This is a genomic window from Streptomyces sp. NPDC002520, assembly GCF_053595235.1.
Genome location: NZ_JBSFXG010000003.1, coordinates 264,377 through 285,354, shown reverse-complemented (window position 1 = coordinate 285,354; position 20,978 = coordinate 264,377). Strand labels below are relative to the sequence as shown.

Annotated in this window: 21 protein-coding genes; 12 read left to right on the top strand and 9 right to left on the bottom strand. The window is 69.9% G+C overall.

The window, feature by feature from the left end:
• Positions 1–45: 45 nt before the first annotated feature.
• On the top strand, positions 46–420 hold the full coding sequence (locus ACWD5D_RS07275) for a cyclophilin-like fold protein (RefSeq protein ID WP_451371812.1): 375 nt from the start codon (positions 46–48) through the stop codon (positions 418–420).
• A 151-nt stretch (positions 421–571) separates the two neighbouring features.
• Here ACWD5D_RS07275 and hisC read toward each other — a convergent pair whose 3' ends face one another.
• Positions 572–1,651: a histidinol-phosphate transaminase gene (gene hisC / locus ACWD5D_RS07270; RefSeq protein ID WP_451371811.1), complete on the bottom strand. Its 1,080-nt coding sequence runs from the start codon at positions 1,649–1,651 to the stop codon at positions 572–574.
• A gap of 427 nt (positions 1,652–2,078) precedes the next feature.
• Between hisC and ACWD5D_RS07265 the strand changes: the two genes are divergently transcribed.
• From ACWD5D_RS07265 to ACWD5D_RS07255, 3 genes are all read left to right on the top strand, one after another.
• Positions 2,079–3,191 (top strand): LacI family DNA-binding transcriptional regulator, encoded by a 1,113-nt coding sequence (locus ACWD5D_RS07265; RefSeq protein WP_451371810.1) that lies wholly within the window; start codon positions 2,079–2,081, stop codon positions 3,189–3,191.
• A gap of 378 nt (positions 3,192–3,569) precedes the next feature.
• Entirely contained in the window at positions 3,570–4,634 is a 1,065-nt protein-coding gene (locus tag ACWD5D_RS07260) for a metallophosphoesterase (protein ID WP_451371809.1), read from the top strand.
• 181 nt (positions 4,635–4,815) lie between these two features.
• Entirely contained in the window at positions 4,816–5,679 is an 864-nt protein-coding gene (locus ACWD5D_RS07255) for a hypothetical protein (RefSeq protein ID WP_451371808.1), read from the top strand.
• Between the two features lie 158 nt (positions 5,680–5,837).
• Here ACWD5D_RS07255 and thiC read toward each other — a convergent pair whose 3' ends face one another.
• Positions 5,838–7,634 carry a phosphomethylpyrimidine synthase ThiC gene (gene thiC, locus ACWD5D_RS07250; protein WP_451371807.1) on the bottom strand — a complete coding sequence of 599 codons (1,797 nt, stop codon included), beginning with the start codon at positions 7,632–7,634 and terminating at the stop codon, positions 5,838–5,840.
• Positions 7,635–7,871: 237 nt separating this feature from the next.
• Here thiC and ACWD5D_RS07245 point away from each other — a divergent pair, with 237 nt between their 5' ends.
• Positions 7,872–9,443 carry a YibE/F family protein gene (locus ACWD5D_RS07245; protein ID WP_451371806.1) on the top strand — a complete coding sequence of 524 codons (1,572 nt, stop codon included), beginning with the start codon at positions 7,872–7,874 and terminating at the stop codon, positions 9,441–9,443.
• Between the two features lie 96 nt (positions 9,444–9,539).
• Here ACWD5D_RS07245 and ACWD5D_RS07240 read toward each other — a convergent pair whose 3' ends face one another.
• The 4 genes from ACWD5D_RS07240 to ACWD5D_RS07225 all read right to left on the bottom strand — a co-directional run bounded on the left by ACWD5D_RS07240 (position 9,540) and on the right by ACWD5D_RS07225 (position 11,790).
• Complete coding sequence (locus ACWD5D_RS07240; protein WP_451371805.1) at positions 9,540–9,977, bottom strand: SsgA family sporulation/cell division regulator; 438 nt, start codon at positions 9,975–9,977, stop codon at positions 9,540–9,542.
• A gap of 97 nt (positions 9,978–10,074) precedes the next feature.
• The gene (locus tag ACWD5D_RS07235; RefSeq protein ID WP_451371804.1) at positions 10,075–10,860 is read right to left on the bottom strand and encodes an IclR family transcriptional regulator; all 786 of its coding nucleotides are present in this window, start codon (positions 10,858–10,860) and stop codon (positions 10,075–10,077) included.
• A 270-nt stretch (positions 10,861–11,130) separates the two neighbouring features.
• Positions 11,131–11,343, bottom strand: coding sequence for a DUF5326 family protein (locus ACWD5D_RS07230; RefSeq protein ID WP_451371803.1), 213 nt, complete (start codon positions 11,341–11,343; stop codon positions 11,131–11,133).
• Positions 11,344–11,472: 129 nt separating this feature from the next.
• A complete protein-coding gene (locus ACWD5D_RS07225; RefSeq protein ID WP_393878148.1) occupies positions 11,473–11,790 on the bottom strand; it encodes a cupin domain-containing protein in 318 nt (105 codons plus the stop codon).
• A 59-nt stretch (positions 11,791–11,849) separates the two neighbouring features.
• Here ACWD5D_RS07225 and ACWD5D_RS07220 point away from each other — a divergent pair, with 59 nt between their 5' ends.
• From ACWD5D_RS07220 to ACWD5D_RS07200, 5 genes are all read left to right on the top strand, one after another.
• Positions 11,850–12,227, top strand: a complete 378-nt coding sequence (locus ACWD5D_RS07220) for a phage holin family protein (protein WP_451371802.1) — start codon at positions 11,850–11,852, stop codon at positions 12,225–12,227.
• A gap of 7 nt (positions 12,228–12,234) precedes the next feature.
• Positions 12,235–12,726, top strand: coding sequence for a low molecular weight protein-tyrosine-phosphatase (locus ACWD5D_RS07215; RefSeq protein WP_451371801.1), 492 nt, complete (start codon positions 12,235–12,237; stop codon positions 12,724–12,726).
• Positions 12,723–13,871: a cystathionine gamma-lyase gene (locus ACWD5D_RS07210; protein ID WP_451371800.1), complete on the top strand. Its 1,149-nt coding sequence runs from the start codon at positions 12,723–12,725 to the stop codon at positions 13,869–13,871. Before ACWD5D_RS07215 ends, ACWD5D_RS07210 begins: the two co-directional genes overlap by 4 nt.
• A 222-nt stretch (positions 13,872–14,093) precedes the next feature.
• A complete protein-coding gene (locus ACWD5D_RS07205; RefSeq protein ID WP_451371799.1) occupies positions 14,094–14,999 on the top strand; it encodes a LysR family transcriptional regulator in 906 nt (301 codons plus the stop codon).
• A gap of 87 nt (positions 15,000–15,086) precedes the next feature.
• Positions 15,087–15,569, top strand: a complete 483-nt coding sequence (locus tag ACWD5D_RS07200) for an NUDIX domain-containing protein (protein WP_451371798.1) — start codon at positions 15,087–15,089, stop codon at positions 15,567–15,569.
• 61 nt (positions 15,570–15,630) lie between these two features.
• On the opposite strand, the gene ACWD5D_RS07195 is transcribed toward ACWD5D_RS07200, so the two are convergent.
• On the bottom strand, positions 15,631–16,263 hold the full coding sequence (locus ACWD5D_RS07195) for an HAD family hydrolase (RefSeq protein WP_451371797.1): 633 nt from the start codon (positions 16,261–16,263) through the stop codon (positions 15,631–15,633).
• A gap of 151 nt (positions 16,264–16,414) precedes the next feature.
• On the opposite strand from ACWD5D_RS07195, the gene ACWD5D_RS07190 reads away from it, so the two are divergent.
• Both ACWD5D_RS07190 and ACWD5D_RS07185 read left to right on the top strand, forming a co-directional pair.
• Positions 16,415–17,281, top strand: a complete 867-nt coding sequence (locus ACWD5D_RS07190) for a GNAT family N-acetyltransferase (protein ID WP_451371796.1) — start codon at positions 16,415–16,417, stop codon at positions 17,279–17,281.
• A gap of 132 nt (positions 17,282–17,413) precedes the next feature.
• Positions 17,414–17,866 carry a GNAT family N-acetyltransferase gene (locus ACWD5D_RS07185; protein WP_451371795.1) on the top strand — a complete coding sequence of 151 codons (453 nt, stop codon included), beginning with the start codon at positions 17,414–17,416 and terminating at the stop codon, positions 17,864–17,866.
• 82 nt (positions 17,867–17,948) lie between these two features.
• Here the strand turns inward: ACWD5D_RS07185 and ACWD5D_RS07180 are convergent, their stop codons facing one another.
• Together ACWD5D_RS07180 and dnaB are read right to left on the bottom strand one after the other, a co-directional pair.
• Entirely contained in the window at positions 17,949–19,340 is a 1,392-nt protein-coding gene (locus ACWD5D_RS07180; RefSeq protein WP_451371794.1) for a serine hydrolase domain-containing protein, read from the bottom strand.
• A gap of 61 nt (positions 19,341–19,401) precedes the next feature.
• Positions 19,402–20,877, bottom strand: a complete 1,476-nt coding sequence (gene dnaB / locus ACWD5D_RS07175) for a replicative DNA helicase (RefSeq protein WP_451371793.1) — start codon at positions 20,875–20,877, stop codon at positions 19,402–19,404.
• Positions 20,878–20,978 lie beyond the last annotated feature (101 nt).

Sequence of the window (20,978 nt, the reverse complement as noted above, 5' to 3'; positions counted from 1 at the left end):
TCAAGACCTTGGCAGCGACTTCAACGTCTTGTTGAATTGCGCGCCATGCAGATACGGATCTCATGGCCATCCGGCCATCTCACCGCGACCCTCGAGGACACCCCGACCGCACGAGCCCTCGGCAAGGAGCTGCCGCTCGTCTCCACGGCTCACACATGGGGTGAAGAGGTGTATTTCGATACAGGTGTCTGTGTTTCACGTGAAACGGACGCCCAGCAGGTGGTCGAACCCGGCACCGTGGCCTTCTGGACCGACGGCGACGCACTGGCCCTCCCCTACGGCCCCACGCCGATCTCCCGGGGGAACGAGTGCCGCCTCGCGAGTCCCTGCGACGTGCTGGGCCGGATCGACGGAGACCCGCGCCTCCTTGCCAGGGTGCGGGACGGCGACCCCGTGCGCGTGGAACCGATCGACGCGTAGGCCCACCCCGGAACCGCGCGGGCCCCTCGAAACCACGTGGGCCCGAGAACCGCGCAGCCTCTCGGAACCGGGCGACCCCCCGGAAACGAGGAGAGCCCCGCACAAGGCGGGGCCCACTCGGAACCGCTTCGGGACTTCTCCCGGAGCCCTCTCAGCTCTCCTTGCGGAACGCTTCCGACACCTTCAGGAAGATGTCGTTCGCCTCGACCTCTCCGATCGTCACCCGCACACCCTCGCCCGGGAACGGCCGGATCACGACACCGTGCTCCTCGCAGGCCGCCGCGAACGCCGCCGTACCCTCCCCCAGCCGCAGCCACACGAAGTTGGCCTGGGTCTCCGGCACCGTCCAGCCCTGGGCGCGCAGCGCGTCGACCACGCGGGCGCGCTCGCACACCAGCGAGCCGACACGGCCCAGCAGTTCGTCCTCGCACCGCAGCGAGGCGATCGCCGCCTCCTGCGCGAGCTGGCTGACGCCGAAGGGCACCGCCGTCTTGCGCAGCGCCGCCGCCACCGGCTCGTGGGCGATCGCGAAGCCGACGCGCAGGCCGGCGAGGCCGTACGCCTTGGAGAACGTCCGCAGCACACAGACGTTGGGCCGGTTTCGGTACAGCTCGACGCCGTCGGGCACCTCGGGGTCGCGGATGAACTCGCGGTAGGCCTCGTCCAGCACCACCAACACATCGTCGGGAACCCGGTCGAGGAACCGCTCCAGCTCGGCCCGCCGCACCACCGTGCCGGTCGGGTTGTTGGGGTTGCAGACGAAGATCAGACGCGTCCGGTCGGTGATCGCGTCCGCCATCGCGTCCAGGTCGTGCACCTCGCCCGGCGTGAGCGGAACCCGCACCGACCGGGCGCCGCTGATCTGCGTGATGATCGGGTACGCCTCGAAGGACCGCCAGGCGTAGATCACCTCGTCACCGGGTCCGCTGGTGGCCTGGAGCAGCTGCTGGGCCACACCCACCGAGCCGGTGCCCGTCGCCAGGTGGGAGAGCGGGACACCGAAGCGGTCCGACAGCTCGTTCATCAGCCCGGTGCAGGCCATGTCCGGGTAGCGGTTGAAGTCGGCGACGGCAGCCGCGACGCTCTCCATCACGCTGGGCAGCGGGGGGTACGGGTTCTCGTTGGAGGACAGCTTGTAGGCGACCGGTCCGTCGGCCGCGGCAGGCTTGCCCGGCTTGTAGGTGGGGATACCCTCCAGCTCGGCGCGCAGCCTGGGGCTCGTCTCGCTCACCGCATCCTCCTCGCGACCACCGGCGGACCGTCGACACCGCCGGCTTCCAATACTCCTCACCTTATGAGGATTCGGCGCACTTGCGTACTGTCGCGGACCGGCGGGACACCAACCCTGTCCGCCCCTCAGGCATCAGGGGCATCTCCGCACGAAGGCGTACGGACCGGGGGCGCGCCGCACATATATCTATGCGCCGGTAGCTCACGCCGTGGCGCGCATCACCCGTGAAGGTGAGTTGAGACCTCTTCGAAACATCGGACACTTGGCAGGCCCACGTACGCCACCACATCACGTCCTACCACCGAGTCGCACAACTGACTTGCTTTCTAAGGTTGTTAGCCCCTTACGATCATGCAGAAACGTGCCTGTCAACGCGCGCATATGCGTCCGCACTACCCCACCGCATGAGCCCTACTATCGGCTCGCCATGACAGCAGCAGGAAAGCACCAGGTGAGCCGCGCGGAAACCTCACGTCGAGGCAGCCGGCCGGGTCGGGCGGGCATCAGGGACGTGGCCGCCGCCGCCGGGGTCTCCATCACAACCGTCTCCGACGCCCTCAACGGCAAGGGCCGGCTCCCGGATGCCACCCGGCGCCATGTCCGCGAGGTCGCCGAACGGCTGGGGTACCGCCCCTCGGCCGCCGCCCGCACCCTCCGTACCGGCAAGTCCGGACTGATCGGCCTGACCGTGACGACGTACGGGGATGAACCTTTCACCTTCACCGAGTTCGCGTACTTCGCCGAGATGGCGCGGGCCGCGACCTCGGCCGCGCTCGCCCGCGGCTACGCCCTCGTCATCCTGCCCGCGACCTCCCGCCACGACGTGTGGTCCAACGTCGCCCTGGACGGCACGGTGGTCATCGACCCCTCCGACCAGGACCCGGTCGTCAGCGAACTGGTCCGGCAGGGATTACCGGTCGTCTCCGACGGCCGCCCGGCCGGCCCCCTCCCCGTCACCGCCTGGGTCGACAACGACCACGAGGCAGCCGTCCTCGGCATCCTCGACCATCTCGCCGCCGCCGGCGCCCGCCGCATCGGCCTGCTCACCGGCACGTCCACGGACACGTACACCCATCTGTCCACCACCGCCTACCTGCGCTGGTGCGAACGCGTCAGCCAGGACCCGGTCTACGAGGCCTACCCGGCACACGACCCGTGCGCGGGCGCCGTCGCCGCCGACCGGCTGCTCGCCCGCCCCGACCGGCCCGACGCCGTCTACGGCCTGTTCGACCCCAACGGCACCGACCTGCTCGCCGCCGCACGCCGCTACGGCCTGCGCGTCCCGGACGACCTGCTCCTGGTGTGCTGCAGCGAGTCCACGGTGTACGCCACCACCGAGCCGCCCATCACCACACTTTCCCTGAAGCCACGCCGCATCGGCACGGCGGTGGTCCAGCTCCTCATCGACGCCATCGAGGGAGTCGAGTCGGACCAGCCCGTCGAGCAGGTGATACCGACCGAACTGATCGTGCGTACGTCGTCCCAGCGACGTCCGCCGCGCACGACGGTCAGCCCCCCGCGGGCCCCGGAGAAGGGATAACGGGCAGCGGCTCACGCGCTGCCGTGCCGCCCCGGGGGCGGCGGCTTCGCGGAACGGCCGGCCACCGCGAGGACGGCCCGGCCGGCCCTGTCGCAGGGGTCGAACCGTCTGCCCGTCAATGCCGTGCCGCATCCCGCCCCACCGCTCAACAGGCCGGGCGACCCCTTCGGCGGGCGGACGGAAGGGCACGGACAGCCGGTCGAACCCCTGCCCAAACGGGGCGAAAGCCGCGGTGAACAGGAGTCTTGCTCCGATTCACCACCCCTGGGTCATCACACGGCGCGACGCGCATTCCTATGATGGGCGCACGACACCGCGGGCCGCTGCGACCAGGCAGTCCGAAGCGGTGCAGCTGCGGCGCGATGGTGGAGGGGTCTGATGACTCAGGGGGCCGATCAGGGACCCGAAGTGGAACGGACGGCGACGTTGCGCGACTTCCGAGTGCCCGCGTACGTCCACGAGACCGGTCCGCGCATCCAGACCGACCCCCGTGACACCCACCCGCCCCTCGACGACGGCTACACGCCTACGCAGCGCGACCTGCCCGTCATCAACCGCGGCGACACGCTCCAGGTCACCGTCGAGTCGTCCCCCGCCGTCCCTGCCCCGCAGCCCGCGACCGGCCTCGGCCCGCTGTACGTCGTCGGAGACGTCCACGGCTACCTCGACGAACTGCTGGCCGCTCTGGAGGAGAAGGGCCTGATCGACACCGCGGGCCAGTGGTCCGCGGGCACCGCCCGGCTGTGGTTCCTCGGCGACTTCACCGACCGCGGCCCGGACGGCATCGGCGTCATCGACCTCGTGATGCGGCTGTCCGCCGAGGCCGCCGCGGCCGGCGGCTACTGCAAGGCACTCATGGGCAACCACGAGCTGCTCCTGCTGGGCGCCAAGCGCTTTTGCGACACCCCGGTCAACTCCGGTGCGGGCACGGCCACGTTCCAGGCGGCCTGGCTGCTCAACGGCGGCCAGAAGACCGACATGGACCGCCTCCAGGACCACCATCTGCAGTGGATGGCCCGCCTGGACGCCATGGAGGAGGTCGACGGCCATCTCCTCGTCCACTCCGACACCACCGCGTATCTCGACTACGGCGACTCGATCGAGGCCGTCAACGACACCGTCCGCGAGACCCTCACCCGAAACGACGCGGACGAGTGCTGGGATCTGTTCCGCAAGTTCACCAAGCGCTTCTCCTTCCGTGACGAGGGCGGCGCCGATGCCGTGCGCTCCCTGCTCGATACGTACGGCGGCACCCGGATCGTTCACGGCCACAGCCCGATTCCCTACCTGCTTGGCGAAGTCGGCTCCGAGGACGGCGAGGAGGGCGGCGGCCCCCACGTCGAGGGACCGCACGTCTACGCCGACGGACTCGCCATCGCCATGGACGGCGGCGTGACCATGGCCGGAAAGCTGCTGGTCCAGCAACTTCCGCTGGACACCTGAGAATTCACCGCCCGGATCCGACCACTCCGGGCGGACGCGGGCCGCCACCCAATTTCCGGCAACCCCCTGTCACCGTGTGCCGTCACGGCTCTACCATCGGCTTATCCGTAGCAGGCTCCCCTCCGTTTCTGCCCGACGGCTCGCCGGCGTGCGAGCCCCAAGCCCTACGGAGCATCGGGGGATGCACATGAACAGCGTTCCGCAGCACCTGCTGAGCGAGGACCGCCAGGAATTCGAGCGGATCCTCGATGAGGCGCTGCGCTCCGCGCCACACCGCCAGGAACTGGCCGCTGTCGGACAGCGGCTCAACCCCGAACAACTGCGCACCATGGCCCTCAACGCCACCGCCCTCATCACGGCCGCCGCTGCGGCCGAGTACCAGCACTATGTGAAGGTCCGCGAGGAACTGCGCCACCCGGCGCCGTCCACCCCCGCGTCCACCGGCGACTCCGGTTCCGCGGAACCGGAGTCGGGTGCACTGGGGATCGCCACCACCCTCGGCGAGGCCGCCGAGGCCACCGGCGCGGGCGCCGTCGCGGTGATCGCCGTGCTGGCTCCCGTCCTCGCCGGAACCTCCGCCGCGATCTTCCTGCTCGTGGGCTACATCCTGAAGATGCTGGCCCCCGAACAGGCCTTCGCCCGGACCATGCTCACCGCCGGCTGGGTCTTCGGCGCCCTGACCGCGGCCGCGGTCCTCGTCGCCGCCGGCGGACTGCTGCTCACCGCCCTGCGCAACAGCGCCTCCGCGGACGCCTCGGCCCACGACGAAGCGAGCCGAGAGGTGGACAGGGCCAGAGAGGCCTGGCGGGACGCCCTGCTGGAGCGCGGCGTCCTGCCGTTCTTCAAGGAGGCCCTCGCCCAGCCCGGCACGACAGCCCCGCATCGCGCCGCGCCTCCGTCCCGGACCGGCAGAATGCCCCGCCTGGGCTACGGCCGTCCCGGGTTCAGCAGCCCCGAGGACGGCCCCGCCTCCGACCGCCCGAGCTTCACCAGCCCGGACTACACGAGCCCCGACTTCGGCGGCCCGGAGCACCAACCGGAATGACCTCCGGCCTGCGCCCCCTTCCAGGGGCGCGGCCGGACACCCGGCAGCACACCCGGCCACTCGCCGACCCGTGACGCCTGTGACACCACCGAGCGGTCTCTGCGCCGGTGCTGCTCCCCGGACACATCAGCCCCGGGAAGCAGCACCCCTGGGGCCCGTCAGTCGGCCATCGGCAGGTACACCCGGTTGCCCGCGGCCGCGAACTCCTTCGACTTCTGCGCCATGCCCTCCTCGATCTCGGCCCGGTTGCCGCCGTGTTCGCGGCGGATGTCCTGCGAGATCTTCATGCTGCAGAACTTCGGCCCGCACATGGAGCAGAAGTGAGCCGTCTTGGCGGGCTCGGCCGGCAGGGTCTCGTCGTGGAACTCCCGTGCCGTGTCCGGGTCGAGGGCGAGGTTGAACTGGTCCTCCCACCGGAACTCGAAGCGGGCGTCCGACAGCGCGTCGTCCCATTCCTGCGCACCGGGGTGTCCCTTGGCGAGGTCGGCTGCGTGGGCGGCGATCTTGTAGGTGATGACGCCGGTCTTGACGTCGTCACGGTTGGGCAGGCCCAAGTGCTCCTTGGGCGTGACGTAGCAGAGCATCGCCGTGCCCCACCAGGCGATCATCGCGGCACCGATGCCGGAGGTGATGTGGTCGTACGCCGGCGCGATGTCCGTGGTCAGCGGGCCGAGCGTATAGAACGGAGCTTCATCGCAGATCTCCTGCTGAAGGTCGATGTTCTCCTTGATCTTGTGCATCGGGACGTGACCGGGGCCCTCGATCATCGTCTGCACGTTGAAACGCTTGGCGATCCGGTTGAGTTCCCCGAGGGTGCGCAACTCCGCGAACTGCGCCTCGTCATTGGCGTCCGCGATCGAGCCCGGCCGCAGGCCGTCGCCCAGCGAGTACGTGACGTCGTAGGCGGCGAGGATCTCGCAGAGTTCCTCGAAGTTCTCGTACAGGAAGGACTCCTTGTGGTGCGCCAGGCACCACGCGGCCATGATCGAGCCGCCGCGCGAGACGATGCCCGTCTTGCGGTTGGCGGTCAGCGGGACGTACGGCAGACGCACGCCTGCGTGGACGGTCATGTAGTCCACGCCCTGCTCGGCCTGTTCGATGACGGTGTCCTTGTAGATCTCCCAGGTGAGTTCCTCGGCCTTGCCGTCGACCTTCTCCAGGGCCTGGTAGAGCGGCACCGTGCCGATGGGGACGGGGGAGTTGCGCAGCACCCACTCGCGGGTGGTGTGGATGTTGCGGCCGGTGGAGAGGTCCATGACCGTGTCGGCGCCCCAACGGGTCGCCCAGGTCATCTTCTCCACCTCCTCCTCGATCGAGGACGTGACGGCGGAGTTGCCGATGTTGGCGTTGACCTTCACCAGGAACCGCTTGCCGATGATCATCGGCTCGATCTCCGGGTGGTTGACGTTCGCGGGCAGAACCGCGCGGCCCGCCGCGATCTCGTCGCGTACGACCTCGGGCGAAACGTTCTCCCGGACCGCCACGAACTCCATCTCGGGCGTGATCTCCCCCCGGCGCGCGTACGCCAGCTGCGTCACGGCCTGGCCGTCGCGGCCCCGGCGCGGCTGGCGCGGGCGCCCCGGGAAGACCGCGTCCAGGTTGCGCAGACCACCGCGCGGTGAGGTGTGCTTGATCCCGTCGTCCTCGGGTCGGACGGGACGGCCCGCGTACTCCTCGGTGTCACCGCGGCCGATGATCCAGTTCTCCCGCAGCGGCGACAGGCCCCTGCGGACGTCGGTGTCGACGAGTGGATCGGTGTACGGGCCCGATGTGTCGTACAGCGTGACCGACTGCCCGTTGGTGAGGTGCACCTGACGGACCGGCACGCGCAGGTCGGGGCGCGAACCCTCGACATACGCCTTGTGCCAGCCGATGGACTTCCCAGCCTCCGTGTTCGGCGACCCCTCGGTCGCGTTCTGCGTGGAGGCAGGCGTGCGTACGTCCTTGTTGGTCATGAGACCTACTCCCTACGCCGGCATTACCCGGTAACAGGTTCGGCGGTCGACGCAGCGATTTCCGTCTGTCGATGGTTCCCGTGAGACCACGTTCCACGTGAAACATCGCAAATACGGAGGTCAGCGCCCTCTCAGCCCGGTGCTCCGAGCTCCCGCGTGTGCAAAGGTGCCTCCACGCTAGCGTCATGTGTGGCGTGATGAACAGTGGGCCTCCGCCGTTCTTGCAATGATCGGGCCGTGACCACGACACATCAGCCCCCGTATCCACCTCCCGGCCCACCCCGCCGGTACGGCCCCGCGCACCCCGTCGGGCACGGTGGCGGCCCTGGCCCCGGGGACCACCACGGTTCCGGTGGCGGCCATGGTTCCGGTGGCGGCCATGGTTCCGGTGGCGGCCATGGTTCCGGTGGCGGTCACGGGGCCGGCGGCGGTCACGGGGCCGGCGGCGGCCGGGGTGAAGGGCACGGGCCCGGCGACGGCGGGGACGACGGGCACGGCTCCGGTGGTGGTCACAGCCACTCGCACAGTCACGGACCCGCCGCGCCGGTCTCGAAGCATCTGCGCAAGGTCATCGCGGCGATCCTGGTCCCGTTCACCGCGGCCGTCGTGGTGGGCCTCGTGGTGCTGTGGCCCGGTGGAGCCCCGCCGCACCAGCGCACCGGCGTCGGCTTCGACCGCCAGTCGCAGCAGGCGACCGTCTCCAAGGTGGTCGAGGTCAGCTGCAAGTCGGTGAACGCCTCGGGACAGGCGCCGACCGGAGACGCCTCCACCGCCGAGGGCAACCCGGCGCAGCACGAGGCGAACGGCACCTGCAAGAAGGCGACGATCCGGGTCGACACCGGCAAGGACCAGGGCCGTACCTTCACCGAGATCGTGCAGCCCGACCAGACACGGCAGTTGCACGAGGGCGAGAAGGTCATCGTGGCCTATGAGCCCTCGGCGCCGCGGGACCTGCAGTACTCGGTCACCGATGTGGACCGGAAGTTCCCCATGGCGCTGCTCGCCGGGATCTTCGCGCTCGCCGTCGTGGTGGTGGGCCGGCTCCGGGGTCTCATGGCACTGGTGGCGCTGGCCGTCAGCTTCCTGGTGCTGACCCTCTTCATCCTGCCCGCGATCCTGCAGGGCTCGAATCCGCTGCTCGTGGCGGTGGTCGGGGCGAGCGCGATCATGCTCATCGCGCTCTACATATGCCACGGGCTGTCGGCCCGTACGTCGGTCGCGGTGCTCGGCACGCTGGTCTCGCTGCTGCTGATCGGCTTCCTGGGCTCGGAGTTCATCGACTGGGCCGCGCTCACCGGCAACACGGACGACAACACCGGTCTGATCCACGGCCTCTATCCGTCGATCGACATGAGCGGTCTGCTGCTGGCCGGCGTCATCATCGGTTCGCTGGGTGTGCTGGACGACGTGACGGTGACCCAGACGTCGGCGGTGTGGGAGCTGCACGAGGCCAACCCGTCGATGGGCTGGCGCGGGCTGTATCGCGCGGGCATCCGGATCGGACGTGACCACATCGCGTCCGTGGTCAACACCCTGGTCCTCGCCTACGCCGGTGCCGCGCTGCCGCTGCTGCTGCTGTTCTCGATCGCGCAGAGCAGCGTCGGGACCGTGGCCAACAGTGAGTTGGTGGCGGAGGAGATCGTGCGCACGCTGGTGGGCTCGATCGGCCTGGTCGCCTCGGTGCCGGTCACCACGGCCCTCGCCGCCCTCGTGGTCTCGGCCGACCGGCCGTCCCCGGATACGGCGGCACCCGCCGGCGCCCAGTCGGCGGCGGCGCGGGGCGGCAGGGGGCGGCGCCGGAAGCGGTGAGCGGGGTCCGACAGAGCCGCGCTCCCCTCCGCAGAAGCGTTTCTGCGTGGATTCACTGGCACGACGGAGCGCTCGGCGCTCCGTTGCCGTAACGCTTCAGCCGGCGCTCTGTTCCTCGGCCAGGATGCGGTCCAGAGCCTCGTCGAGGTGGGCGTCGAAGTCGGCCAGCGCACCTTCCTGGCCGAGCGGCACCAGCTTGTCCGTACGGTCGAGGAAGGCCACGAGCGGTGGCGTCGAAGAGCGGAACAACGCCTGGTCGCTGCCCACCTGAAGCCGGATCAGCACCTCGCCGAGCATCTCGGAGTCGGCGGGGGCGATGTGCACGTCTCCCTCCCCGCACGGCCGGCCGACTCCGTCGATCATCAGCTCTCGCCCGAAGGCCCAGGTCACCGGGGCGTCGCCGGGCAGATGGAAGGTGAGCCGCACCGCGTAAGGATCACTCGTCTCGTAGCGCAACTCCACCGGGATGCGGAAGGAGAGCTCCTCCGAGACGAGAAAGCTCATCATGACTTCTGCCTGTACGGACTCGCGCATCGCCTACCCCGTCTAATGACATCGACTGGCCGGGATTGATCCCTGACCGTGTGCAAATCTTGCTGAACGTATACACCAGATCACAAGGAGTAAGTTTTCAGATACTGATAGAGAGCACCAGGGACCCGAGATGGCGCCCGATCTCGGCCTGCAGCTGCTGGGCCGCGGGTACCAGCCGGTCGGCTTGGTGAAGCGGGAGCGAGATCGCCACCGTGGCCGCCGTGGTGCCGACCGTGATGGGAACGGCCGCGCAGACCGTACCGAGGGCGTACTCCTGGCGCTCCATCACCAGCTCCATGCGCCGCGTCCGGGACAGCCGCCACAGCAGGGCGTCTTCGTCGCGCACGGTGTGCGAGGTGATGGGCCGCACGGGATAGCGGGCGAGATGGTCGCGGCGGGCAGCCTCGTCCAGCTGGGACAGCAGGCACTGGCCGATCGCGTGGGCGTGCCCGGTCTCGCGGAAGTCGGCCCACTCCTCGACCGCCGGCGTCTCCCGTGTGTCGGAGACGCACATGACCTCGATCTCGCCGTCCCGGTACATCGCGTAGTAGACGGGCACACCGATGGAATCGCGCCAATGGGCGAGCGTGTCGGCCACCGTGCCGCGACGTTTCTGCTCCGCTCCGCTGCTGCCGAGGCGGTCGGCCGCGTCCCCAAGGAAGAACAGCCCCTTCTCGCGGCGCAAGTAGCCCTCGTGCACGAGCGTGCGGAGCAGGTGGTAGGCCGTGGGCAGGGCGAGACCGGTCTCGCGGGCGAGCTGCTTGGCAGGGGCGCCGTACGGGTGCCCGGCGACGGACTCCAGCAGGCGCAGTGCGCGCTGGACGGACCCGATGAGGGTCGCGGAGTGTTTGTCGGGGCCGGTCGCCGCAGGCGGGCGCTGCATGGGGGGTGCGCAGGGCCGCGGTGGGGCGGGGGGCGCGTGGGGCTCTGCCGGGGCGGTGTCAACCGTGGCCAAGGGGGTCACTCCCGAAGCGAGGGTGGGCGACCCGTGCGGGAAAACACGGGTGGGGGTGTGCCACCCGCGGGGTCCGGGCCCCACGGGGGTTCCGGACTCTAACCGTCCGCCACCGCAGGCAGACGGCCTGCCGGTGAAACTTCCCCCGCCCGAGGGAACCGGTGCCCCCTGTTACCGCTCACCGGCCCCCGACGTGCCTCACCAGTCGCCGCGCGACGAGGAGTTCGACGTGAACTTCCGCACGATGTAGATGAGTCCGCCGACAAGAGCGACGAAGACCAGCGCCTTGAAGAGCAGGCCGATCACGAAGGTGACCACGGCTCCTATCAGGCTGCCGAACACGACCAGGGCGATGACCGGCACCGCGACCCACTTCACCCACCATGGCAGTCCCGCGAAGATCTCCCGCATAGCCCTCGTCCTTTGCGTCGGCAGTTCTCGATGTCTGCACTCGATGCTAGGCCGCGAGGGGGCCCTGCGGGGGCCTCGCACCCCTTGTCCTCCCCTGAACCGCCCCTGAGGGAACCCTGAGGTCCGCGCTCACGCCTCGGGGGGAGAGAAGACCACCAGAACCCTCAGGTCCTCGCTGATGTGGTGGAACTTGTGCGCCACACCGGCCGGCACGTACACCACGCTGCCCCGTGCCACCTGAGTGGTCTCCAGACCGACCGTGATCGACGCACGGCCACTGACGACGAAGTACACCTCGTCCTGGTTGTGCGGCTTCTGCGGGTCGTGCTCGCCCGTGTTGAGGGCGTACAGGCCGACCGACATGTTCCGCTCCCGCAGGAACTGAAGGTAGGCCCCCTCGTTGGCGGCGCGTTCCGCCTCCAGTTCATCCAGCCGGAATGCCTTCATTTCCGTTGCCTGCCCTCGCTCACTGCTCAACATCGATCTGGTCTGCCACGATCAGACACATGAAGAATTTCGTAGTCAAGACGATCGCCAACGCGGGTGCCCTGCTGGTCGCCGTGTGGCTGCTCGACAAGATCACCCTCACAGGTGACAGCACGGCCAAGAAGGCCGGCACGCTGATTGTCGTCGCGCTGATCTTCGGCTTGGTGAACTTCCTGGTCAAGCCGGTCGTGAAAGTGCTCACCTTCCCACTGTTCCTTCTGACCCTCGGGCTGATCACCCTGGTCGTCAACGCGCTGATGCTGCTGCTGACGTCCTGGGTGTGCGGCAAGTTCGACCTGAGCTTCCACGTGGAGGGCTTCTGGACCGCTGTGCTGGGCGGCCTGATCATCTCCATCGTCTCGTGGGCGCTGCACCTCGTGCTGCCCGACGAGGACTGAGCCCGTCATGACCTACCGCGTCTGTTTCGTCTGCACCGGCAACATCTGCCGCTCCCCGATGGCCGAATCGGTCTTCCGCGCGCGCGTGGCGGAGGCCGGGCTCGAGGACCTGGTCGAGACCGACAGCGCCGGCACCGGCGGCTGGCACGAGGGCGAGGCCGCCGACCCGCGCACCGTCTCGGTCCTCGGCGAACACGGCTACGCCACCGAGCACACCGCGCGGCAGATCCAGCCCTCCTGGTTCGGCCACCTCGACCTCGTGATCGCCCTCGACACCGGCCATCTCAAGGCCCTGCGCCGCCTCGCCCCCACCGAGGAGGACGCACGGAAGGTGCGCCTGCTTCGTTCCTACGACGCCGCGGCCGCAGACGACCTCGACGTGCCGGACCCGTACTACGGGGGCCGGGACGGCTTCGAGGAGTGCCTCGAGATGGTGGAGGCGGCGAGCACCGGGCTGCTCGCCTCCGTACAGGAGCAACTGGAGGGACGGCTGGTATGAGCGACGCAGCCCAGGACGCGAACCGCACCGGCGAGGGCACGCGCGCGGTACGTGCGGGCCTGCCCGAGCCGGTCAAGAACGAACCGACGCTGCCGGGACCGGTGTTCGCCGCGCACTTCCACCTGCCGGGTGAGGTGGCGGGACCATACTCCTACGGCCGGGACGACAACCCGACCTGGACGCTACTGGAGCGTGCCATCGGCGAGCTGGAGGCGCCTGGGCGAAGCGACGTCGAGACGCTGGTGTTCGCCTCCGGCATGGCGGCGATCTCCTCGGTGCTCTTCTCCCAGACGCGGGCCGGCGACACCGTCGTACTGCCCTCTGACGGCTACCAGGTGCTGCCACTGGTGCGCGCCCAGCTGGAGGCGTACGGCATCGAGGTACGCACCGCGCCCACGGCCGGCGATGCCCAGCTGGACGCGCTCGACGGCGCACGGTTGCTGTGGATCGAGTCCCCGTCGAACCCGGGGCTCGACGTGTGCGACATCCGGCGGCTGGTGGAGGCGGCCCACACGCGCGGCGCCCTGGTGGCCGTGGACAACACCCTCGCCACCCCGCTCGGACAGCGCCCGCTGGAGCTGGGCGCCGACTTCTCCGTGGCCAGCGGCACCAAGCAGCTGACCGGGCACGGGGACGTCCTGCTGGGCTACGTCACCGGACGCGACCCCGAGGCGATGGGGGCCGTACGCCGCTGGCGCAAGATCGTCGGGGCGATCTCGGGGCCGATGGAGGCCTGGCTCGCACACCGCTCCATCGCCACGCTCCAGCTGCGTGTCGACCGGCAGAACGCCACCGCCCTCTCGGTGGCCGAGGCGCTGCGGCAGCGGCCGGAGGTCGCCGGTCTGCGCTACCCGGGGCTGCCCGACGACCCCGCGCACAAGACCGCCTCACGGCAGATGCGCCGCTACGGCTCCGTGGTCTCCTTCACGCTGCCCACGCGCGCGCGTGCCGAGCGTTTCCTGGCGGCGCTGCGCCTGGTCGAGGACGCGACGAGCTTCGGCGGAGTGCGCTCCACGGCCGAACGACGCGCCCGCTGGGGCGGAGACCCGGTCCCTGAGGGCTTCATCCGCATGTCCGTCGGCGCCGAGGATCCCGAGGACCTGGTGGCGGACGTACTGCGGGCCCTGGATGAGTCCGCCGAGTGAACCCGACGGCGTCCCACGCCCGGGACGCCGATACGGGGACGGTCCGAGCCTCCCCCCTCGTGGCTCGGACCGTCGGCGGTTCCGCGCGCGAAGAACCGTGCGAACAAGGCTAGTTGACTCTGCGTCAGTGTCCAATCACGGTAACGACAGAAACCTATCGACTTATTTATAGTTGGGGCCTGCCTGGGGGCCGGAGGAAGGCAGGGAAGGGGAGAGCCTGTCATGGATCTGGCCTTGCTGCGCACCTTCGTCACCGTGCACCGGGCCGGTTCCTTCACCCGAGCCGCCGCCCTGCTGGGCCTGTCCCAGCCGGCCGTCACCTCCCAGATTCGCACCCTGGAGCGCCAGCTGGGCCGCCCCCTGTTCCTGCGCCAGGCCCGCGGAGTGACGCCCACGACGATGGGCGACGAACTCGCCCACAAGGCCGCGCCCCACCTCGACGCCCTGGTGGAGATCGCCGAGAGCGGCCTGGACGACGAGTCCTCGCTGCGCACCCTGCACCTGGCCGGTCCCCCGGAGTTCACCGCCGAACGCGCCCTTCCCGCGCTCACGGAACTGACCGGCGACGACGGCCAGGGCTTCGCGCTGCGCGCCTCCTTCGGCACCGCCGAGGAGGTACTCGAGGGACTGGCCGCCGGCCACCACGATCTCGCCATCAGTACCGCCCGGCCCCGTGGGGCCCTGCTGACCGCCGGCCCGCTGTGCGACGAGGAGCATGTGCTGGTCGCCGCGCCACGCTGGGCGGAGCGGATCACCCCGGAGGCACTGAGGCTCAAGGGCGCTCCGTCCCTGGAGAACCTGCCCGTCGTCGAGGTCCACGAGTCGCTGCCGTTCGTCGCGCGGTACTGGGCCTCCGTCTTCGACTCGCGCCCGGCCGCCTCGGGCACCGTGATCGTCCCCGACCTCCGCGCAGTGCTCGCCTGCACGAGCGCGGGCGCGGGCCTGGCGGTGCTGCCCCGCTATCTCTGCGCGGCCGCTCTCGACCGCGAGGAGGTCGTGACGCTGCACGAACCGGCGGTCCCGCCGCTGCGGACGTACTTCCTGGTGGTGCGCACCGGCACGCTCGCCATGCCGCACATCGCGCGAGCACACGAGTGGCTCCACCGGGCAGCCGCGAACTGGGGCTGAGCGCCCTGCCCCGGGACTCACACCGCGCGTCCAGGCCTGGGCGCACTGAGATGTTTCACGTGGAACCAGCCGGGCCACATTTCTCCCATGACCGTCCGACCCGTGGTCAAGCGCACCGCCCGTGCCGTCCTGCTCGACGGTGACAACCTGATCCTGATCAAGCGCACCAAGCCCGGCGTCGATCCCTACTGGGTCACCCCCGGTGGCGGAGTCGAGCCCGAGGACCCGACCGTCGTCGACGCCCTGCATCGTGAGGTGCACGAGGAACTCGGCGCCAAGATCACCGACGTGGTGCCCTGCTTCGTGGACACCGTGGAGCACATCGGCGAGGACGGCGGTGCGACCGGCGTGAAGGTGCAGCACTTCTTCGTCTGCCGGCTGGAGTCCATGGACCCGTCGCAGCGCCACGGCCCCGAAGTGGACGCACCGGCCGGCGAGTACGAGATCGTCCGGATCCCGTTCACCCGAGTCGGCATCGCCTCCGTCCACCTCGTCCCGCTGTCGCTGCGGCACTACCTGGACGGCAACATCGAGGGCGTCCGCGCCATGCACGCCCCCGACCTCGGCTAGTCCTCCCGCCAGGCGGTCGGCGGCGGTCAACTCCTCGCCCAGAAGCCAAGAGACGGATCGACTACGCGGGCCGGCTCACCAGCGCGTAGGCGTCCCACAGATCCTGCCCCGTGTAGGAGTGCGTGGCGAGTCCCGTCAGATGAGCGTCGGCGTTGACGGCGACGGACACCGGCACGGCGGCGAAGAGATCCATGTCCGATAGCGAGTCGCCATACGCGACACAGTCCGCGCGAGCCACGCCGAACTCCTCGCAGAGCCGGTCCGCAATGGTCACCTTGGCGGGCGCACTGAGGACTCCGGCAGGGTCGACGGGCTCGGTGAACGGCACGGCGGGAAAGCGGGATCCGTAGGCGGCGTGCACGCCCCAGTCGAGGAGACGCTCGACGAAGAAGGAGGGCGAGAGGGACACCACCGCGCAGTAGTCGCCCCTGTTCCTGATCTCCGCCCAGACCTCGCGGATCCGGGCCAGCCACGGTGCCGCCTCGAAGGCAGGGGGCACATGCGCCTCGGTCAGGTCCGCCCACAAGTCGTACACCTGGGCCGCGTACTCCGGCGGGCCTATCCGCCCCTCCGCTATCGCCCGGTCCAGCGCCACCGTCTCGGCCTCCCGCCCCAACTGCCGGGAAATCTCCACCGGAGCGGTGGTGCCGTGGAGCAACGTGCCGTCGAGGTCGAAGAGATGAATTCTCGCCATGAGGCCCGAGGCTAACCGGCGTGAGTTGTTTCACGTGAAACCCCCCTGCCCGTGCAGGACCTGTGCGCCGGGCCACGTCGTGATCAAAAGATCATGTCTCCGGGGCGAAACAGGTGGACGCCAGGGGTGCTGGTCGGACAGCCTGACCTGCGTGCCGACTCCTTCTCTCGCCGCAATGCCCATCCGTCGTCTGACTCCGCGGGACCTGACCGCCTGCGCCGACCTGTCCGAAGACCGGGGGTGGCCACGCGAGGAACACAAGTGGGGCTTCCTGCTCACGGCCGGCAAGGGGTACGGCATCGACGATCCGGACGGCGGGCTCGTCGCCGCGTGCGTCGTCACGGAGTACGGACCCTGGGGGCGGCCGGATCTCGGCGCCATCGGCATGGTCCTGGTGGCCGAGCGCCATGCCCGTAGGGGCGTGGGGCGCCGTCTGATGCGTCATGTCGTATCGGCGTACGGCACCACGCCCCTGACCCTGCATGCCACGCCCAACGGCCGTCCGCTGTACGAGGAGCTGGGGTTCAAGGTCACGGGCCGGGCGGAAATGCTCCGTGGACACTTCGTCCCGGGCGGGCCCGAGGCCGGTGTGGCGACGCGTGCCGCCACGGCCGAGGACCTGCCCTCGATCCTGCGTCTCGACGAGGAGGTGTTCGGCACCGACCGCACCCCCCTCATCACCCGCCTGCCCGCCTTCGCCGACCAATTGCGCGTGTCGGAGGACGGCGGCCGGATCACCGGCTACGCCGCCGCCTGGCCCAACATGGAGACCCATGTCGTGGGTCCGCTGATCGCCCGGGACGCGGAGACGGCCAAGGCTCTCCTCGCCTCACTCGCCGCCAACACCGACCGGCCTCTGCGGACGGACATCGACGTACGCCACGAGGAACTGCTGGCCTGGGCGAAGCAGCAGGGACTTGAATCCGTGGCCTTCAACGCCGTGATGACCTACGGCATCACGGACCTGCCGGGAGACTGGACACGCCGGTTCGCCCCGCTGACGGTGGCCGCGGGCTGACCCTCCGCGTGGCACGACCCGCCCATGACACCGCTCTGCGCCAGGCACTGGACGCGGCGGCCACACAGCCCGGACTGGCGCTGCCGGTAAGGGTCGTGGAGTCGCGGAAGGTGCCCGCGTAGGGTGCGGACCATGGGAGATCTTGAAATACGGCGTGCGATCGAAGGCGACGTCCCGGCGATCGTCGCCATGCTCGCCGACGATCCGCTGGGCGCCCAGCGCGAGTCGCCGAACGACCTTGCCCCGTACCTGGCCGCGTTCGAGCGTGTGGACACGGATCCGAACCAGCATCTCGTCGTCGCCGTCCGCGGCGGCCGCGTGATCGGGACGCTGCAGCTCACGCTCATTCCCGGGCTCGCCCGCAAGGGAGCGACCCGCGCCATCATCGAGGCCGTACGCATCCACGCGGACGAGCGCGGCAGCGGGCTGGGCAGCGAGCTCATCCGGTGGGCGATCGACACCGCACGGAGCCTCGGCTGCCCCCTGGTACAGCTCACGTCCGACAAGACCCGCACCGACGCCCACCGCTTCTACGAACGGCTCGGTTTCACCGCTTCGCACGAGGGCTTCAAGCTGTCTCTCTGATGCCTGCCCTCGCGCACGGCGCGTAGCGCACAGAGCGGCCTGTTTCACGTGAAACAGGCCGCTTTCCTGTCGCTGCCGCCGGCTACGGCCGGTCGATACCCTGCCACCCCTGCGGATCCACCCCACCAGGCACGGGAGCCTCCGTGTCGTACGGCTGCCGGGTGAACACGAACGACCCGAGGTCGAGATGGCTCACGGACCCGTCCGGGCGCCGTACGGGCTGGAGCAGCTCCCCGGCGTAGTAGCCCTCCAGACCCGTCCATGTGCCGTCACCGTTCGAGCGGAAGCGGGCTCGACGCCCGCCACCCGTCAGCGGGCCCAGCGCGAGGAGGCCGTCGGCCGTCACGCGCACCGCGAAGGCATGGGTGCCCCAGTACCACTGCCCGGCCAACTCCAGGACCGCCTGGTCGACTTCAGGCAGTGGCCGCCACGGCTCGGGGATGCGCGGCTCGGCATCGGCGACGATCCGGACCAGGTCGGCGCCCAGCGCTCCGAGCAGCGGACCGCTGGTGCAGTTGGCCAGCACCACGGCGGCCACGTCGTCCTCCACGCTGATGGTGAGATTCGCCAGGAAGCCGGGCAGCGAGCCGGAGTGCCCCACCAGGAGCCGGCCGGCCCGGCGCTGGATCTGCATGCCGAGGCCATACGTGGCCCCGTCCATCACGTCCGCGGCTTCCGCCGGGGCCGCGGGGGTGCGCATCTCCGCTACGGACTCAGCGCTCAGCACACGGTCGTCCCCCACCGCGAGGAAGGCGGCGAACCGCGCGAGGTCACCGGTGGTGGACCACAGCTGCCCGGCCGGCGCCATCCGGCCGAGATCCTCCAGCGGCTCAGGAAGCAGCGCGTCGGCCCAGGGGTGCACCGCCCAGCCACCCGCGTGCGGGGCCTGGGGCTGGGCGCTCGTGCGGTGGAGCCCGAGCGGTTCGAGGATCTCGGCGCGCAGCACCTCCTCCCAAGGGGCCCCGCGCAGTTCCTCCACGAGCGCGCCGAGCAAGGTGTAGCCAGGGTTGGAATAGTGGTGGCGCCGGCCGGCGGGATGCAGGAGGGGTTGCTCGCCGAGAACATCGCTCAGCTCGGGCCGCAGCGAGCCCGGGGTCCGCTCCCACCAGGGCGCGGGAGACTCGGCGGCGAGCCCGGCCGTGTGGGCGAGGAGTTCGGCGATGGTCGCCTCGCCGGCTCCGGTGCCGGGCAGATGCTTCTCCAGCGGATCACCGAGATCCAGCAGACCTTCGTCGCGCAGCCGCAGCACCAGCACGGCGGTGAACGTCTTGGTGATGGAGCCGATCCGGTACTGCACGTTCTCGTCCGGCCCGTGCCCGTCGACCGAGGTCCGGGCTCCGTGCCACACGGCCCGCCCGCCCCGCACGACCGCGGCGACCAGCGAGGGCGCCCGCCCTTCGGCCTGCGCGACCGCGATCCGGTGCAGCAGCGCCCGGCGGGTCGCGGGGAGCAGTTCTTCCTGAGATGTCGTCATGGGGCCAGTCCATCCGCTGCGGCGGCGCGCGTCGAGTTCATTTGCGCGGCCGCCGGGCGGATCAGGTCTGCGCCATGTCCACGAAGCGGGAGTAGTGACCCTGGAAGGCGACCGTGATCGTCGCCGTGGGGCCGTTACGGTGCTTGGCGACGATCAGGTCGGCCTCGCCGGCGCGCGGTGACTCCTTCTCGTAGGCGTCCTCGCGGTGCAGCAGGATGACCATGTCCGCGTCCTGCTCGATGGAGCCCGACTCACGCAGGTCGGAGACCATCGGCTTCTTGTCGGTGCGCTGCTCGGGACCACGGTTGAGCTGGGACAGCGCGATGACCGGGATCTCCAGCTCCTTGGCGAGGAGCTTGAGGTTACGGGACATGTCCGAGACCTCCTGCTGACGGCTCTCGGCGCGCTTGGAGCCGCCGGACTGCATCAGCTGGAGGTAGTCGATGACGACCAGCTTCAGGTCGTTGCGCTGCTTCAGGCGGCGGCACTTGGCGCGGATCTCCATCATCGACAGGTTCGGGGAGTCGTCGATGTAGAGCGGGGCTGCCGAGACGTCCGGCATCCGGCGGGCCAGGCGCGTCCAGTCCTCGTCGGTCATCGTGCCGGACCGCATGTGGTGCAGGGCAACGCGTGCCTCGGCGGACAGCAGACGCATCGCGATCTCGTTGCGGCCCATTTCGAGGGAGAAGATGACGCTCGGCAGGTTGTTCTTGATCGACGCGGCCCGCGCGAAGTCCAGCGCGAGGGTGGACTTACCCATGGCGGGACGCGCGGCGATGACAATCATCTGGCCCGGGTGCAGGCCGTTGGTCAGGGAGTCGAAGTCCGTGAATCCGGTGGGCACACCGGTCATCTCGCCGCTGCGCGAGCCGATCGCCTCGATCTCGTCGAGGGCGCCCTCCATGATGTCGCCGAGCGGCAGGTAGTCCTCGCTGGTGCGCTGCTCGGTGACGGCGTAGATCTCGGCCTGGGCGCTGTTGACGATCTCGTCGACGTCGCCGTCGGCCGCGTATCCCATCTGCGTGATACGGGTGCCGGCCTCCACGAGACGGCGCAGGACGGCGCGTTCGTGGACGATCTCCGCGTAGTACTCGGCGTTCGCGGCCGTCGGCACGGTCTGGACGAGCGTGTGCAGATAGGCGGCGCCGCCGACCTTGTTGATCTCACCGCGCTTGGTCAGTTCGGCGGCGATGGTGATGGGGTCTGCCGGCTCGCCCTTGGCGTAGACGTCGAGGACCGCCTGGTAGATCGTCTCGTGCGCGGGCTTGTAGAAGTCGTGGCCCTTGAGGATCTCGACGACGTCGGCGATGGCGTCCTTGGACAGCAGCATGCCGCCGAGGACGGACTGCTCGGCGTCCAGGTCCTGCGGCGGAACCCGCTCGAAGGCGGTTCCCCCGCCGTCCCAGCCGCTGCTCTCCCGGCCGCGGTCGTGCTGCTCGTCACGGCCGCGGACGTCACCGCGTCGTCGGGAGGCGGGCAGACGATCACTGGGTCCGCTGTCGGCCCACGGATCGTCCAAGGGCTCGGAAATGCTCACCGAGCCACCTCCTCCCGTCCGCACGGCGGACCTAGCCGTGCCCTCTTTTGTAGGGCACGACACTGACAAATGAGAGGCCCAACTCCGGTTCTGGCGCGTCG

What these genes read in the sequence shown, in the direction of transcription:
- ACWD5D_RS07275 (WP_451371812.1), top strand. Translation starts at nt 46, where the DNA reads ATGCAGATACGGATCTCATGGCCATCCGGCCATCTCACCGCGACCCTC.
- ACWD5D_RS07265 (WP_451371810.1), top strand. Translation starts at nt 2,079, where the DNA reads ATGACAGCAGCAGGAAAGCACCAGGTGAGCCGCGCGGAAACCTCACGT.
- ACWD5D_RS07260 (WP_451371809.1), top strand. Translation starts at nt 3,570, where the DNA reads ATGACTCAGGGGGCCGATCAGGGACCCGAAGTGGAACGGACGGCGACG.
- ACWD5D_RS07255 (WP_451371808.1), top strand. Translation starts at nt 4,816, where the DNA reads ATGCACATGAACAGCGTTCCGCAGCACCTGCTGAGCGAGGACCGCCAG.
- thiC (WP_451371807.1), bottom strand. Translation starts at nt 7,634, where the DNA reads ATGACCAACAAGGACGTACGCACGCCTGCCTCCACGCAGAACGCGACC.
- ACWD5D_RS07240 (WP_451371805.1), bottom strand. Translation starts at nt 9,977, where the DNA reads ATGCGCGAGTCCGTACAGGCAGAAGTCATGATGAGCTTTCTCGTCTCG.
- ACWD5D_RS07235 (WP_451371804.1), bottom strand. Translation starts at nt 10,860, where the DNA reads ATGCAGCGCCCGCCTGCGGCGACCGGCCCCGACAAACACTCCGCGACC.
- ACWD5D_RS07230 (WP_451371803.1), bottom strand. Translation starts at nt 11,343, where the DNA reads ATGCGGGAGATCTTCGCGGGACTGCCATGGTGGGTGAAGTGGGTCGCG.
- ACWD5D_RS07225 (WP_393878148.1), bottom strand. Translation starts at nt 11,790, where the DNA reads ATGAAGGCATTCCGGCTGGATGAACTGGAGGCGGAACGCGCCGCCAAC.
- ACWD5D_RS07220 (WP_451371802.1), top strand. Translation starts at nt 11,850, where the DNA reads ATGAAGAATTTCGTAGTCAAGACGATCGCCAACGCGGGTGCCCTGCTG.
- ACWD5D_RS07215 (WP_451371801.1), top strand. Translation starts at nt 12,235, where the DNA reads ATGACCTACCGCGTCTGTTTCGTCTGCACCGGCAACATCTGCCGCTCC.
- ACWD5D_RS07210 (WP_451371800.1), top strand. Translation starts at nt 12,723, where the DNA reads ATGAGCGACGCAGCCCAGGACGCGAACCGCACCGGCGAGGGCACGCGC.
- ACWD5D_RS07205 (WP_451371799.1), top strand. Translation starts at nt 14,094, where the DNA reads ATGGATCTGGCCTTGCTGCGCACCTTCGTCACCGTGCACCGGGCCGGT.
- ACWD5D_RS07200 (WP_451371798.1), top strand. Translation starts at nt 15,087, where the DNA reads ATGACCGTCCGACCCGTGGTCAAGCGCACCGCCCGTGCCGTCCTGCTC.
- ACWD5D_RS07195 (WP_451371797.1), bottom strand. Translation starts at nt 16,263, where the DNA reads ATGGCGAGAATTCATCTCTTCGACCTCGACGGCACGTTGCTCCACGGC.
- ACWD5D_RS07185 (WP_451371795.1), top strand. Translation starts at nt 17,414, where the DNA reads ATGGGAGATCTTGAAATACGGCGTGCGATCGAAGGCGACGTCCCGGCG.
- ACWD5D_RS07180 (WP_451371794.1), bottom strand. Translation starts at nt 19,340, where the DNA reads ATGACGACATCTCAGGAAGAACTGCTCCCCGCGACCCGCCGGGCGCTG.